Here is a 15,456-nt window from a genome sequence, read left to right on the forward strand (position 1 = left end):
ATCGAATTAGACGAACACCTTGTGTATTACGTCCCATTTGAGAGATTTGATCAACTGGCATACGAATAATAACGCCTGCCGCTGTAATTAACATAATATCTTCTTCACCTGTAACAGACTTAACAGCTACTAATTTACCGTTCTTATCTGTAATGTTACAAGTTTTCAGACCTTTACCACCGCGACTTTGCAGACGGTATTCATCAATCGGTGTACGCTTTCCGTAACCATTTTTCGTTACAATTAGAACATTTACATCCTCTTCGACAATTTCCATACCTACAACTTGGTCTTCATCGCCCAATGTAATAGCTTTAACACCTGCAGCATTACGTCCCATAGAACGAACATCTTGTTCATTGAAACGAATTAGCATACCGTTACTTGTCCCGACAATAATATCCTTATCACCCGATGTTAAACGTACAGATATTACTTCATCCTCTTCACGAAGAGAAATTGCAATTAAACCATTTGTACGTATATTTGCAAATGATGAAAGTGGTGTTCTCTTAGAAACCCCTTGTTTTGTCGTAAAGAATAAGAACTGATCGTCACCAAATTCACGAATCGGAATAATAGCGTTAATCCATTCACCCTTATCTACCCCTAATAGGTTAATAATTGGTAGTCCTTTTGCAGTACGACTATACTCTGGAATTTCATATCCTTTCGTACGGTATACTTTACCCTTGTTTGTAAAGAATAAAATATGATCATGAGTAGACGTTGTTAATAAATGTTCAACAAAGTCATCATCATTCGTACCCATTCCTTGCACACCACGTCCCCCACGGTTCTGTGTTTTGTACGTAGAAGCTGGTAACCTCTTAATATAACCGTTATGAGTTAACGTAATCGCAATGTTTTGTTCAGGAATTAAATCTTCATCTTCAATAAATTCCATACCGCCAATTGTAATTTCTGTTCGTCTCTTATCATTGAAACGCTCTTTTACTTCTGTTAATTCTTCACGAATAATCTCAAGAACTTTTTCTTCATCTGCTAAAATCGCTTTTAATTCAGCAATTAACTTCATTAAGTCTTGATATTCTTGCTCAATTTTTTCACGTTCTAATCCAGTTAAGCGTTGCAGACGCATATCTAAAATCGCTTGCGCTTGTTTCTCACTTAAACCAAAACGTTCCATTAAGCCCTGCTTTGCAATATCTGCCGTTTTTGAACTACGAATTAACGTAATAACTTCATCAAGATGATCTAAAGCAATTCGTAATCCTTCTAAAATATGAGCACGTGCTTCTGCTTTTTCTAATTCATAAGCAGTACGTCTACGAATTACTACCTTCTGATGCTCTAAATAATGATATAGATTTTGTTTTAAATTTAGTACTTGTGGCTCCCCATTTACAAGAGACAACATATTAATACCGAAACTTGTTTGAAGCGCTGTATGTTTATATAGATTGTTTAATAGTACATTTGCATTAGCATCACGACGTACTTCCATGACAATACGCATACCATTACGATCTGATTCATCACGTAAATCTGTAATACCTTCAATTTTCTTATCGCGAACTAATTCTGCGATTTTTTCAATTAATCGCGCCTTATTAACTTGATAAGGTAGTTCAGTTACGATAATAGATTGTTTACCGTTTGACTTCTCTTCAATTTCAACCTTAGCACGAAGCATAATGGAACCGCGACCTGTTTCATAAGCTCTTCGAATTCCACTTCTTCCTAAAATTAAACCTGCCGTCGGAAAGTCTGGACCAGGAATATATTCCATCAATTCTGCGATAGTAATATCAGGATTATGACTTAATGCCAGCACACCATCAATTACTTCGCCAAGCTGATGCGGCGGTATATTTGTTGCCATACCAACAGCAATACCTGTTGTACCGTTTACTAATAAATTAGGGAAACGCGCTGGTAGTACTATCGGTTCTCTTTCGGAACCATCATAGTTATCTTGATAATCAATTGTATTTTTTGAAATATCACGTATTAATTCCATAGAAATCTTAGACATTCTTGCCTCTGTATAACGCATTGCTGCTGCTGAATCTCCATCTACAGAACCGAAGTTACCATGCCCATCTACAAGCATATAACGTTGACTAAAATCTTGCGCCATACGTACCATTGTTTCATAAACGGCTGAATCACCATGAGGGTGATACTTACCAATTACTTCACCGACAATACGTGCTGATTTCTTATACGCTTTATCAGCTGTAATTCCTAAATCATTCATCGCATATAAAACCCTACGATGCACAGGTTTTAATCCATCACGAACATCTGGTAATGCACGAGATACGATAACACTCATTGCGTAATCTAAAAATGAGGTACGCATTTCATGACTAATATTAATTTCTCGAATTCGTGCTTGTTGTTGATTGTCTGACATCAACGAGCACCTCCTCTTACATTTCCGTTACACATACATTGATTTATATGTAGAAGACAGGAATACTTAGATTCCTGTCATTACTCATTTAAATATCAAGGTTCTTCACGTATTTTGCATTCTCTTGGATAAAGTTACGACGCGGTTCTACTTTATCACCCATTAAAATTTCAAACGTTTCGTCTGCTTCTATTGCATCTTGAAGAGAAACTTGAAGTAACGAACGTACTTCTGGATCCATTGTCGTCTCCCATAGCTGAGTTGGATTCATCTCCCCAAGACCTTTATAACGTTGAATTCCTGGTTTCGGCTGGGCTGGTAGCTCAGCTAAGATTTTTTCAAGTTCCTTATCGTTGTAAGCATATTGAATTTTTTTACCTTGTTGTATTTTAAACAATGGCGGCTGTGCAATATAGATATAACCACACTCAATTATTTGACGCATATAACGATAGAAGAACGTTAATAATAGGGTACGAATATGTGCACCATCAACATCGGCATCGGTCATAATAATAACTTTATGATAGCGTGCTTTTTCAATATCGAAGTCTCCACCAATATTTGTACCGATTGCCGTAATAATTGTACGAACTTCATCATTTGATAAAATCTTATCTAAGCGCGCCTTTTCCACATTAATAATTTTACCCTTCAGCGGTAAAATTGCTTGGAAATGACGATCGCGTCCTTGTTTTGCAGATCCACCCGCAGAGTCACCCTCTACGATGTAAATTTCACTAATTGCTGGATCTTTCGAAGAGCAATCAGCTAATTTACCAGGTAAACTTGAAACTTCTAACGCACTCTTTCGACGTGTCAATTCACGCGCTTTTTTCGCAGCTACACGTGCACGTGCAGCCATCGTACCTTTTTCTACAATTTTTCGCGCTACATTAGGATTTTCTAGTAAGAACTTTTCAAATGCCTCTGAGAATACAGACTCTGTAATTGTTCTCGCTTCACTATTCCCAAGTTTTGTCTTCGTTTGTCCTTCAAATTGTGGATTTGGATGCTTGATTGATACAATTGCTGTTAAACCTTCACGAACATCCTCACCAGTTAAATTACTGTCCGCATCTTTTAAAATGCTATTTTTACGACCATAGTCGTTGATTACACGAGTTAAAGCTGTTTTAAAACCTACCTCATGTGTACCACCTTCATACGTATGGATGTTATTCGTAAATGAGTAAATATTATTTGTGTATCCTTCGTTATATTGAAGAGAAACCTCAACCTGAATACCATCTTTTGAACCTTCTACGTACACAGGCTCTTCATGAATCGGTTGTTTTGAGCGATTTAAATGCTCAACGTATGATTTAATTCCACCTTCGTAATGGAATTCTTTCTTTTGCTTATGTTCACGTTTATCTTCAATTGTTAATTTAATATTACGATTTAAAAACGCTAATTCACGCATACGAGTTGCTAGCGTATCAAAATCGTATACTGTTGTTTCTTGGAAAATTTCCGGATCTGGTTTAAATCGAGTTATTGTTCCTGTTTGATCGGTGTCACCAATGACTTTTAAATCCGCAACCGGAATACCTCTTTCGTATTTTTGGTAATGGATTTTACCTTCACGATGTACAAATACTTCTAATTCTGTTGATAGAGCATTTACAACCGATGCCCCAACACCATGTAAACCACCAGAAACTTTATAACCGCCACCGCCAAATTTACCACCGGCGTGGAGAACAGTCATAATAACTTCTACAGCTGGACGTCCCATTTTTTCTTGTATACCAACCGGAATACCACGCCCATTATCCGTTACACGAATACTATTATCTTCTTCGATACTAACATTAATTTCATCACAATAACCTGCAAGTGCTTCATCAATACTATTATCTACGATTTCCCAAACAAGATGGTGAAGCCCTTTTCCACTTGTAGACCCAATATACATACCAGGGCGTTTCCGAACTGCCTCTAGTCCTTCAAGCACCTGTATCTGACTTTCATCATATGCATTTTCTTGCATTTGCTTTTGTTCCATTGACACAAAGATCACCTACTTTTCCATTTAAACAGGGGTTATTCCCTATCTATTTCACAATCTACAGTGCCGTTCGTTACATGAATTGTTTTCGCTTCTTTTAATGTTTCGTGTTCAATTCCGTCGACACTCGTCGTTGTAACAAATGTTTGCACTTTTCCTTGAATTGTATTTAAAAGATGTGATTGACGATAATCATCTAATTCTGATAAAACATCATCCAACAAAAGGATTGGATATTCTTTAACCTCTGAATAAATCAATTCAATTTCAGCTAATTTTAGGGATAGTGCGGTCGTTCGTTGTTGTCCTTGCGAACCAAAGACTTGAACATTTTTACTATTAACGAAGAATTGTAAATCGTCACGATGAGGACCAATTAAAGTCGTACCACGGAAAATTTCACGTTGTTTCACAGATTGAAAACTTTCATAGTATACTTCTTTTATTTTCGACAAATCCATTGATTCTGATACATCTACACTTGGTTTATAGACAATTTCTAACTCTTCTAATCCACGGCTTATACCTCGATGAATTGGAGCTGCCCATTCCTGTAGCAAATGCAAAAATTCAAAACGTTTTTGCAGTATTTTCGCACCATGCTCAATTAGTTGAAGTGTAAATACATCCAACATCGTTTCCTCATTCTTACTATTCCCTTGCATTTTTTTCAACAAGTGATTTCGTTGCGTGAGCACCTTTTGATATTGACTTAATTCATACAAATATATAGGAGCTATTTGTCCTAATTCCATATCTAAAAAGCGTCTTCTTACTTGAGGGCTTCCTTTTACAAGATTTAAATCTTCTGGGGCAAACATGACAACGTTCATCACGCCAATATATTGACTTAACTTTTGTTGTTCAAGTTGATTTAATTTTGCCTTTTTACCTTTTTTCGAAATATTTAATTCCAAAGACAAAGAACTGTTTCTTTTTTGTAATTTCCCTTTTATTTGACCAAAATCTTCATCCCAGCGGATAAGTTCGCGATCATTAGAGGTTCTATGAGATTTCGCCATCGCTAAAACATAAATAGCTTCCATCAAATTTGTTTTCCCTTGCGCATTTTCGCCGATAATTACATTTACCTTATCTTCAAAGGAAAGCTCTAATTTTTCATAATTGCGATAGTTTTTTAATTGTATTTCTGAAATAAACAAAGGGCTCCCCCTTTATGCCTGAACTTGGAAAGTTCCGCTTCCTGGAATTTCAATAACATCATTCGCATATAGTTTGCGACCTCTTCTATTTTCAAGTTCGTTGTTCACGTACACTTCATATTCTTGTAAAAACCATTTTACAGCGCCACCTGTATCAATTACATCAGCTAACTTTAAAAATTGTCCTAGTGTAATATACTCTGTTGAAATTTTAATACGTTTCATAAAATCGCTCACTTTCTGAAAGTGTTCATTCTTTCATTGTACTAAATAAACTAGCATTAGGAAAGTAATACCCAAAAATCAAATAAGGGCCACTAGCATCTTTAAACTAGCAACCCTTATTCCTTACCTAGTAAGTACGAACCGGTAAAATTAATTGAATAATTGAATCATCATTTACTGTACGAATTAAGAACGGTCTCATCGCCCCAGTAAAGCTAACTTTAATCTCTGTACTATCCAAAGCTTTCAATGCATCCATCATATATTTTGCACTAAAAGATATTTTTAACTCTTCTCCATCTACTTTTTCGCATTGTACTTCTTCGACAACTTTTCCGATTTCTGGTGAATTCGAAGAAATCTCTAGCATTTCTTGCTCTAAAGTTGATAATTTAACAACGTTATTGCGGCCATCTCTTGCTAATAGTGAAGCGCGATCAATTGCTTGTAGGAATTCTTTTGTATTCACAAAAATATCCGTTTTACTCTCTGCCGGAATTAAACGTGTCGTATCAGGATAATTCCCTTCTAACAATCTTGAGAAGAATAATAAATGTTTTGTACGGAATAATACTTGATACTCCGTAATAACGATATCTACCATTTCTTCAGACTCATCTAAAATTTTACTTAATTCATTTAAGCTCTTACCTGGGATAACAACATTAGCTTGGAATTCATCTGCAATATTATGTCCTTCAATTTTTGCTTTTCGAAGTGCCAGCCTATGACTATCTGTTGCAATACAAGTTAACTCGCTGTTATATACCTTCCAGTTTACACCTGTCAAGATTGGTCTTGTTTCAGAAGTAGAAACTGCAAATACAGTTTGTCTGATCATATGTTTAAGTAAATCTGTTGGTATCTTAAATACATGATGTTCTTCAATCTGTGGCAATAACGGATATTCTGCAGAATCTAAACCATTTAAGTTAAACTCTGATTTTCCAGATTTTATTTTTGTCATAAAATGATTTTCTACAGAAATTTCGACAGTGTCTTTAGGTAGTTTTTTTACAATCTCACTAAAATATTTTGCCTGTAAAACAATGCTTCCTGATTGAGCTATTTCTACGATTTCTTTTCCATCTTCTTCGACTGGAATAAACGATTCAATAGAAATATCAGCATCGCTTCCTGTTAATGTAACTCCTTCTTCAGTTGCTACAACTTTAATTCCCGTAAGAATTGGGATTGTTGTACGAGAAGAAACTGCCTTCATTACATCTTGTACACCTCTTACAAGATAGTCTTTTTGTATTGTAAAACGCATAAAGAAAAACCTCCGGTAAGTATAAGATTTTATTTAATTAATAAAGATAAAAAATAGTAGTAATAGTAATAGGGCTTGTGGATATGTGGATAACCCCGCTAAAGGATGTAAAAACAGTCTATCTACATGTGGATAGACTGTGCGTAAAACAAGTTAAGTTATTCACACTATTCAGCTACTACTTTAAAATACCATTAATTTCTTCAACTTGCTTTTGTAATTGCGTATCGGTTTTTAGTAGTTTAGAGATTTTTTCATGGGCATGGATAACTGTTGTATGATCACGTCCACCAAATTCTTCACCTATTTTTGGTAAAGAGGAATCTGTAAGCTCGCGCGATAAATACATTGCAATTTGGCGAGGAAACGCAACTGATTTTGTACGTTTTTTCGCTTTAAAATCTTCTAATTTCACTTGATAAACGTCCCCGACAGCTTTTTGAATATCATAAATAGAGATAATTTTCGGCTTAGAATTTGGAATAATATCTTTAAGTGCTTCAGCTGCTAAATCAGCATTAATATCTTTATTAATTAAAGATGAATAAGCTACAACTCGGATAAGTGCACCTTCTAATTCACGAATATTTGAATCAATTTGATTTGCGATATAAAGCATAACTTCATTTGGTATATCAAGCCCTTCAGCTTTTGCTTTTTTGCGTAAAATCGCAATTCGTGTCTCTAAATCTGGCGGCGTAATGTCTGTAATAAGTCCCCATTCAAAGCGGGAACGAAGACGATCTTCTAAAGTTGGAATTTCTTTTGGTGGTCGGTCACTAGAAATTACAATTTGTTTACTTTCTTCGTGTAATGCATTAAATGTATGGAAAAACTCTTCTTGAGTCTGTTCTTTTCCAGCAAGAAATTGAATATCATCTATCAATAAAACATCTACGTTGCGATATTTATTACGAAAATCAACAGCTTTATTATCACGAATAGAGTTAATAAATTCATTTGTAAATTTTTCTGATGATAAATATACAACTTTTGCATTTGGATTATGTTCAATTACATAATGACCAATTGCGTGCATTAAATGTGTCTTTCCAAGTCCAACTCCTCCGTAAATAAAGAGTGGATTATACGCTTTAGCTGGCGCCTCAGCTACAGCTAATGAAGCTGCATGGGCAAAACGGTTACCAGAGCCAATAACAAATGTATCGAATGTATATTTTGGATTTAACATGCTCTGTGGTAAATGAGCTGAATCGTCTTGTGCTGGATTCGGCTTAACTGGAGGCAGATCAATGTCCTCTTCAGCTTGACTTTGGGGAATAATAAAGCGAATTGCTAATTTTGCCCCTGTTAAATCGTATAGTGTTTCTGAAATTAGTTCGGAGTAATGAGATTCTAGCCAGTCACGAGCAAATTCATTCGGAGCTGTAATCGTTAATACGTCTTTCTTCAAGTTATGAGCCGTTGTGGATTTTAACCATGTCTCATAACTAGGCTTACTTACCTTTTTTTCTAATTCTTTTAAGGCACTATTCCATAAATCAGAGATATTTTCCAAAGGTGTCCCTCCTTTACTAAGTTGGTAAAAGAATAAGGTTGCGCAACAAATGTACAACCTAATAAATATAAAATGTATATTTATACGAAACGTATTTTAAAACCTAAAAACGTCGTTTGTATATGAGATAGGGTTTTCGACAAAAAAAGCAAATGTGGACAACTATTTACCCACATGTGATTAAAACTGTCCACATGTTATACACAAATTGTGGATAAGATAAAGATGTGGAAAACTTATTCAAAGTGAAAACACAACTATAATATCAAAAAAAAGTGGCTATAGCAATGAATTTAAGAAAGTTATCCACAAAATCAATACCTTGTGGAATAAACTTGTCCACAACACGATATACTGTGTAAAAGTGTGAAAAAAGTTTGTGGATATAAAAAACGCGAAAAAATATTTATCCACAAGGAAATATAGGTGCTGTGAAAAAGTATGTGAATAGGTTCAAAATGAATATTTGATGAAAATTTCTAGAACCATTGACATTTTCCTAGTTAATTAACTATAATTTATAGGACTGTCTTTAACAGATATTCCTCAGGGAGGTGTCATATAATGAAAAGAACTTACCAACCAAATAAACGTAAGCGCAGCAAAGTACATGGTTTCCGCAGCCGTATGAGCACAGCGAACGGACGTAAAGTGCTAGCAGCTCGTCGTCGTAAAGGAAGAAAAGTATTATCTGCGTAGACCACTGATCGTTCAGTGGTCTTTTTTTCTAATAATAGTGAATTTCCGCTGATGAAATACAGGAGTGTCAATTGATATGAAGAAAAAACATCGTATAAAGAAGAATGATGAATTCCAGGCGGTTTTTCAAAAAGGAAAATCAAATGCAAATCGTCAGTTTGTTGTATACCAATTAGATAAAGAAGAACAGCCAAACTTTCGCATCGGCCTTTCTGTTAGCAAGAAAATAGGAAATGCAGTAGTTCGTAATCGAATTAAGCGCATGGTCCGTCAGGCTATTACAGAGTTAAAAGATGAGATAGCTTCTGGAAAAGATTTTGTTATAATAGCAAGGAAGCCTTGTGCAGAGATGACATATGAAGAAGTAAAGAAAAGCTTAATTCATGTCTTTAAACGCTCTGGTATGAAAAGAATAAAAAGGTAGCGTAAGGAAATGAATTACACTATATACATACCGATACAAGGAGGAGTAGGCTTTGAAAAAGAAATTAGGTTTACTAGCCATGGTCGTTGCATTAATGGCGATTGCCACCGGTTGTAGTGAAACGGGTCAGCCGATTACATCGAAAAGTACTGGGATTTGGAATGAATATTTCGTATATCCGCTTTCTCAGTTAATCACGTATTTTGCCGAATTATTTAACAGTAATTACGGTTTAGCAATTGTTATTACAACTCTTATCATTCGTTTTGCATTATTACCATTAATGATTAAACAAACGAAGAGTACAAAGGCAATGCAAGCGTTACAACCAGAAATGGTGAAGTTAAAAGAGAAATATAGTTCTAAAGATCAAGCAACACAGCAAAAACTACAACAAGAAATGATGCAGTTATATCAAAAGAATGGTGTAAATCCATTGGCAGGATGTTTACCGATATTTGTTCAGATGCCTATTTTATTCGCGTTTTATCATGCGATTATGAGAACAACAGCAATTAGTGAACATACATTTTTATGGTTTGATTTAGGAAAGGCAGATCCGTTCTATATCTTACCAGTCGTTGCAGCAATTACGACATTTATTCAGCAAAAGCTTGCAATGGCAGGAACAGCTGGTCAAAATCCACAAATGGCAATGATGCTTTGGCTTATGCCGATTATGATTTTAATCTTTGCAATTAACTTCCCAGCTGCATTATCACTTTACTGGGTTGTTGGTAATATCTTTGGTATTGCTCAAATGTACTTTATTAAAGGACCAGAGATTAAGGCTAGTAAGGCTGGTAAAGCTGGAGGCTCAAGCAAGTGAGTGTAATTACTGCTAAAGGACAAACAGTCGAGCTGGCAGTAGAGGATGCTTTAAGGCAATTAAATACATCAAAAGATCGAGTAGATATAAATATTGTCGATGAGGGTAAAAGGGGATTCTTAGGTTTATTTGGGAATCGCCCTGCAGTAGTAGAAGTTGTATTGAAGAAAGATCCAATTCAAGAATGTGAAGAATATTTAAGAAATGTTATTCACGATATGGGTGTGGAAGTCGAGATTAGTAAAATTGTAAAAGGACGCGAAATCGAATTCACAATTTCTGGTGATAATGTAGGTGTTTTAATTGGGAAAAGAGGTAATACATTGAACTCTTTACAGTATTTAACAAAACTTGTCGCGAATCGTAACACGAAGCAGTATATCGGTATTACACTAGATGCTGAAAATTATCGTAGTAAAAGAAAAAGTACGTTAGAATCACTTTCTTATCGATTAGCGAAACAAGTATTTAATACGAAAAAAAGAGTTATTTTAGAACCGATGCCATCTTTTGAACGAAAAATTATTCATCAGGCATTATCAAATCATCAAGGTATCAATACAACTTCTGAAGGAAATGAACCACATCGGCATGTTGTAATATCTCCTAAATGACCGGTTGCTCAAATGAGTGCCGGTTTTTTTGAGCGGAAAATAGATGTGGATAACTAAAAAACACTAAACTTATCCACTGTGAATAAGTTTAGTGTTTTTTACATGGGGATATAATAAAATGAGTTATTCTTCTTTTGTAGATAGGTTCGTTATGGTATCCTAATAATTTAGTGAAAGAAATAATCATGTTGAAATAGAGATAAATAAGCAAGTGAGGTGAAAGGACATGGAATTTGATACAATTGCTGCGATTTCCACAGCGCTTGGAGAGGGTGCAATTGCCATTGTTCGAGTAAGTGGGGATGATGCGGTTGAGAAAGTTGATCGTATTTTTAAGGGGAAGGATTTAACAGAGGTTCCTTCTCACACTATTCATTATGGTCATATTGTTGATTTAGATACAAATCAAGTTATTGAAGAAGTTATGGTGTCTATTATGCGCGCACCAAGGACTTTTACACGTGAAAATATAGTGGAAATTAACTGTCACGGTGGACTTGTTTCAGTAAATAAAGTATTGCAACTTATTCTAGCACAAGGAGTACGATTGGCAGAGCCGGGCGAATTTACAAAACGTGCTTTTTTAAATGGACGTATCGACTTATCACAAGCAGAAGCTGTTATGGATTTGATTCGAGCAAAAACAGATCGTGCGATGAATGTAGCAATTAATCAAATGGAAGGGCGATTATCTAAATTAATTGGTCTTTTGCGTCAAGAAATATTAGAAACATTAGCTCATGTTGAGGTAAATATAGATTATCCAGAATACGATGATGTAGAAGAGATGACACATAATATTTTAATTGAGAAAGCGACGCATGTTCGTTCGGAAATCGAAAAAATATTAGAAACATCAAAACAAGGGAAAATTTTACGTGAAGGTATTGCTACAGCAATTATCGGTAGACCTAACGTTGGGAAATCATCGTTATTAAATAGTCTTGTTCAGGAGAAAAAGGCAATTGTAACTGATATTGCAGGAACAACTCGTGATGTTATTGAAGAGTACGTTAACGTGCGTGGTGTACCTCTTAAACTTATAGATACAGCCGGTATTCGGGAGACAGAAGATGTTGTTGAACGAATTGGTGTGGAGCGTTCAAAAGAAATGATGAGCCAAGCGGATTTAGTATTAGTTGTTGTCAACTATAGCGAGGCTTTAACAAATGAGGATGAAGATCTATTCCGTGCGGTACAAGGAAAAGACTTTATTGTTATTGTGAATAAGACTGATTTACCGCAAGCGATTGATATGGAACGTGTTACAGAGTTAGCCGCGGGAAATCGTGTTATTACAACATCCTTAATTGAGGAACAAGGAATAGATGAACTCGAAAAGGCAATAGCTGATTTATTCTTTGAAGGAACAATCGATTCTGCAGATATGACATATGTTTCTAATGCGAGACATATTGGATTATTAACACAAGCAGGAAAAACAATCGGTGATGCAGTTGAGGCGATTGAAAATGGTGTACCAATTGATATGGTACAAATTGATTTAACAAGAACGTGGGAAATACTTGGTGAAATTACTGGGGACACAGTGCATGAAAGCTTAATTGACCAGTTGTTCTCTCAATTTTGTTTAGGAAAATAATATAGTGAAGTTGTAGAAAGATAGAGATTATTAGGAGGAATAAACAATGGGATACAATGCCGGTTCATACGATGTCATAGTAATCGGTGCAGGTCATGCAGGATGTGAAGCTGGTCTTGCGGCAGCACGAATGGGCTCAAAAACATTAATGTTAACAATTAACTTGGATATGGTAGCATTCATGCCATGTAACCCTTCTGTTGGTGGACCAGCAAAAGGGATTGTTGTTCGTGAAATTGATGCATTAGGCGGAGAAATGGGACGTAATATTGATAAAACTCATATTCAAATGCGTATGCTAAATACAGGTAAGGGACCAGCCGTACGTGCACTTCGAGCGCAAGCTGATAAATTCGCTTACCAACATGAATTAAAGAAAACAATTGAAGAAACACCAAACTTAACGTTGTTCCAAGGAATGGTAGAGCGTTTAATCGTTGAAGAAGGTGTATGTAAAGGGGTAGTTACACAAGCTGGTGCAGAATATACAGCAAAAACCGTTGTAATTACAACTGGAACATTTTTACGCGGCGAGATTATCATGGGCGACTTAAAATATTCAAGCGGTCCAAATAATCAGCAACCGTCTATTACATTATCTGAGCATTTAGAGGAACTTGGATTTGATCTTGTTAGATTTAAAACAGGGACACCTCCGCGTGTAAACAGTAATACAATTGACTACAGTAAAACAGAAATTCAACCAGGTGATGATAAGCCACGTGCGTTCTCTTTTGAAACAACGAAATTTATTATGGATCAAATTCCATGTTGGTTGACATATACAAGTACAGAAACACACCGTTTAATAGATGAAAATTTACATCGTTCAGCTATGTATTCTGGTATGATTAAAGGAACAGGCCCTAGATACTGTCCTTCTATTGAAGACAAAGTAGTAAGATTTAATGATAAACCACGTCATCAAATTTTCTTAGAGCCAGAAGGGCGTAATACACAAGAAGTATATGTACAAGGTTTATCCACAAGCTTACCAGAAGATGTACAACGTGACATGCTTAGAACAATTCCAGGCCTAGAAAATGTTGAAATGATGCGTACAGGTTATGCAATTGAATATGATGCAATTGTGCCAACACAACTATGGCCAACACTTGAAACGAAAAAGATTAAAAATTTATATACAGCAGGACAAATTAATGGAACTTCTGGTTACGAAGAGGCGGCAGGACAAGGGCTTATGGCTGGAATTAATGCAGCATGCCGTTCTTTAGGTAAAAAAGAAGTTGTTTTAGGTCGCGAGGATGCTTATATTGGCGTCTTAATTGATGATCTTGTAACGAAAGGTACAAATGAACCATATCGTTTATTAACGTCTCGTGCAGAATACCGTTTATTATTACGCCACGATAATGCTGATCTTCGTTTAACTGAAGTTGGTCGTGAAATTGGACTAATTAAAGAAGAGCGCTATGAGCGATTTACAAATAAAAAATTACAAATTGAACAGGAAAAGGAACGTTTAAGCAGCATTATTATTAAACCACGTCCTGAAGTTCAAGAATTAATTCGCAATATTGGCGGAAGTGAATTGAAAGATGGAATACGTGCAAGTGACTTATTACGTCGTCCAGAGATGACATATGAGCATATTCATCTTTTAGTACCAAGTGAAGTAGAATTAAGTGATGAAGTTAAAGAACAAGTTGAAATTCAGATTAAGTATGAAGGGTATATTGAAAAATCTTTACAGCAAGTAGAGCGTATGAAGAAAATGGAGAGTAAAAAAATCCCTGTAGATATTGATTATGATGCGATTTCTAGCCTTGCTTCAGAAGCTAGACAGAAATTGAAAGATGTTCGTCCACTTTCAATGGGGCAGGCTTCACGTATTTCTGGTGTAAATCCAGCGGATATTTCCATTTTACTTGTGTATATAGAACAAGGAAAAATTGCACGCGTATCGAACCAATAAATAGTAAGGAGATATTGCTAGATGAACATAGAACAATTTCAATCTATGCTAGAAGAGAAGGGAATCACCCTCTCTTCTAGACAGTTAGAGCAGTTCAAAATCTACTTTGAAACATTAGTAGAGTGGAATGAAAAAATGAACTTAACGGCTATTACAGAAAAAGAAGAAGTATATTTAAAACACTTTTTTGATTCCATTACAGCTGCTTTTTATTATGATTTTTCAAAACCATTCTCAATTTGTGATGTTGGTGCAGGGGCTGGATTCCCAAGTATTCCTTTAAAAATCTGTTTCCCGCACTTAAAAGTAACAATTGTAGATTCATTGCAAAAACGTATTAATTTCTTAAATCACTTAGCCCAAAAGTTAGAATTAAGTGATGTTGCATTTTGTCACGATCGTGCTGAAACATTTGGGAAAAAAGAAGGTGTACGTGAATCATACGATATTGTAATGGCACGTGCAGTTGCGCGTCTTTCTGTATTAAGTGAGCTATGTTTACCACTTGTAAAAGTTGGAGGAACATTCATTGCAATGAAAGGTGCAGCAGCAAACGAAGAAATTGAAAATGGCAAGTATGCTTTAGAGGTGCTAGGCGGAGAGTTGAAAGAGATGTCTACTTTCCAATTACCATTTGAAGAGAGTGAACGTAATATTTTATTAATCGAGAAAAAGCGCAAGACACCAAAGAAATATCCACGCAAACCGGGAACACCCAATAAATTACCTATTGAAAAATAAATCTTATTAGACGTAAGATTAAATTATATAAAT

General features: G+C 35.6%; 13 protein-coding genes (1 of these 13 only partly in view). 7 read left to right on the forward strand and 6 right to left on the reverse strand.

Features of this window, described 5'->3' with window-relative positions; genetic code table 11:
- The 6 genes from gyrA to dnaA all read right to left on the reverse strand — a co-directional run.
- Positions 1-2,383, reverse strand: the 5' portion of a protein-coding gene (gyrA, locus tag MKY38_RS22290; protein ID WP_065223200.1) for a DNA gyrase subunit A. The gene continues 89 nt to the left of window position 1, outside the view; only the first 2,383 of its 2,472 coding nucleotides appear in the window; the start codon lies at positions 2,381-2,383; its stop codon lies beyond the left edge, outside the window.
- Between the two features lie 88 nt (positions 2,384-2,471).
- On the reverse strand, positions 2,472-4,394 hold the full coding sequence (gene gyrB, locus MKY38_RS22295; RefSeq protein WP_000435982.1) for a DNA topoisomerase (ATP-hydrolyzing) subunit B: 1,923 nt from the start codon (positions 4,392-4,394) through the stop codon (positions 2,472-2,474).
- A gap of 38 nt (positions 4,395-4,432) precedes the next feature.
- Positions 4,433-5,560 (reverse strand): DNA replication/repair protein RecF, encoded by a 1,128-nt coding sequence (gene recF, locus MKY38_RS22300; RefSeq protein ID WP_063535452.1) that lies wholly within the window; start codon positions 5,558-5,560, stop codon positions 4,433-4,435.
- 12 nt (positions 5,561-5,572) lie between these two features.
- Entirely contained in the window at positions 5,573-5,785 is a 213-nt protein-coding gene (gene yaaA, locus MKY38_RS22305) for a S4 domain-containing protein YaaA (protein WP_000821364.1), read from the reverse strand.
- Positions 5,786-5,912: 127 nt separating this feature from the next.
- Positions 5,913-7,058: a DNA polymerase III subunit beta gene (gene dnaN, locus MKY38_RS22310; RefSeq protein WP_001212884.1), complete on the reverse strand. Its 1,146-nt coding sequence runs from the start codon at positions 7,056-7,058 to the stop codon at positions 5,913-5,915.
- A 178-nt stretch (positions 7,059-7,236) separates the two neighbouring features.
- Positions 7,237-8,577: a chromosomal replication initiator protein DnaA gene (gene dnaA, locus MKY38_RS22315; protein WP_000428017.1), complete on the reverse strand. Its 1,341-nt coding sequence runs from the start codon at positions 8,575-8,577 to the stop codon at positions 7,237-7,239.
- Between the two features lie 564 nt (positions 8,578-9,141).
- On the opposite strand from dnaA, the gene rpmH reads away from it, so the two are divergent.
- The 7 genes from rpmH (at position 9,142) to rsmG (ending at position 15,423) form a co-directional block, all read left to right on the forward strand.
- Positions 9,142-9,276 carry a 50S ribosomal protein L34 gene (gene rpmH, locus MKY38_RS22320; RefSeq protein WP_000831901.1) on the forward strand — a complete coding sequence of 45 codons (135 nt, stop codon included), beginning with the start codon at positions 9,142-9,144 and terminating at the stop codon, positions 9,274-9,276.
- 76 nt (positions 9,277-9,352) lie between these two features.
- Positions 9,353-9,700, forward strand: coding sequence for a ribonuclease P protein component (gene rnpA, locus MKY38_RS22325; protein WP_025710391.1), 348 nt, complete (start codon positions 9,353-9,355; stop codon positions 9,698-9,700).
- Between the two features lie 52 nt (positions 9,701-9,752).
- A complete protein-coding gene (gene spoIIIJ, locus MKY38_RS22330; RefSeq protein WP_025710390.1) occupies positions 9,753-10,529 on the forward strand; it encodes a YidC family membrane integrase SpoIIIJ in 777 nt (258 codons plus the stop codon).
- Positions 10,526-11,143: an RNA-binding cell elongation regulator Jag/EloR gene (jag, locus tag MKY38_RS22335; RefSeq protein ID WP_000111516.1), complete on the forward strand. Its 618-nt coding sequence runs from the start codon at positions 10,526-10,528 to the stop codon at positions 11,141-11,143. The genes spoIIIJ and jag overlap by 4 nt, the downstream gene beginning before the upstream one ends.
- A 226-nt stretch (positions 11,144-11,369) precedes the next feature.
- Positions 11,370-12,746 carry a tRNA uridine-5-carboxymethylaminomethyl(34) synthesis GTPase MnmE gene (gene mnmE / locus MKY38_RS22340; RefSeq protein WP_000393757.1) on the forward strand — a complete coding sequence of 459 codons (1,377 nt, stop codon included), beginning with the start codon at positions 11,370-11,372 and terminating at the stop codon, positions 12,744-12,746.
- 46 nt (positions 12,747-12,792) lie between these two features.
- Positions 12,793-14,682 (forward strand): tRNA uridine-5-carboxymethylaminomethyl(34) synthesis enzyme MnmG, encoded by a 1,890-nt coding sequence (gene mnmG / locus MKY38_RS22345; RefSeq protein WP_000541031.1) that lies wholly within the window; start codon positions 12,793-12,795, stop codon positions 14,680-14,682.
- Positions 14,683-14,703: 21 nt separating this feature from the next.
- Positions 14,704-15,423 (forward strand): 16S rRNA (guanine(527)-N(7))-methyltransferase RsmG, encoded by a 720-nt coding sequence (gene rsmG, locus MKY38_RS22350; RefSeq protein WP_001019628.1) that lies wholly within the window; start codon positions 14,704-14,706, stop codon positions 15,421-15,423.
- Positions 15,424-15,456: the final 33 nt, after the last annotated feature.

The sequence above is a fragment of the Bacillus sp. FSL R5-0585 genome, assembly GCF_038004545.1.
GTDB classification, from domain to species: Bacteria; Bacillota; Bacilli; order Bacillales; family Bacillaceae_G; genus Bacillus_A; species Bacillus_A cereus.

Bases quoted from the DNA above. Each gene is read 5' to 3' on its own strand.
- gyrB (WP_000435982.1), bottom strand. From the start codon at position 4,394: ATGGAACAAAAGCAAATGCAAGAAAATGCATATGATGAAAGTCAGATA.
- yaaA (WP_000821364.1), bottom strand. From the start codon at position 5,785: ATGAAACGTATTAAAATTTCAACAGAGTATATTACACTAGGACAATTT.
- dnaN (WP_001212884.1), bottom strand. From the start codon at position 7,058: ATGCGTTTTACAATACAAAAAGACTATCTTGTAAGAGGTGTACAAGAT.
- rpmH (WP_000831901.1), top strand. From the start codon at position 9,142: ATGAAAAGAACTTACCAACCAAATAAACGTAAGCGCAGCAAAGTACAT.
- rnpA (WP_025710391.1), top strand. From the start codon at position 9,353: ATGAAGAAAAAACATCGTATAAAGAAGAATGATGAATTCCAGGCGGTT.
- mnmE (WP_000393757.1), top strand. From the start codon at position 11,370: ATGGAATTTGATACAATTGCTGCGATTTCCACAGCGCTTGGAGAGGGT.
- mnmG (WP_000541031.1), top strand. From the start codon at position 12,793: ATGGGATACAATGCCGGTTCATACGATGTCATAGTAATCGGTGCAGGT.
- rsmG (WP_001019628.1), top strand. From the start codon at position 14,704: ATGAACATAGAACAATTTCAATCTATGCTAGAAGAGAAGGGAATCACC.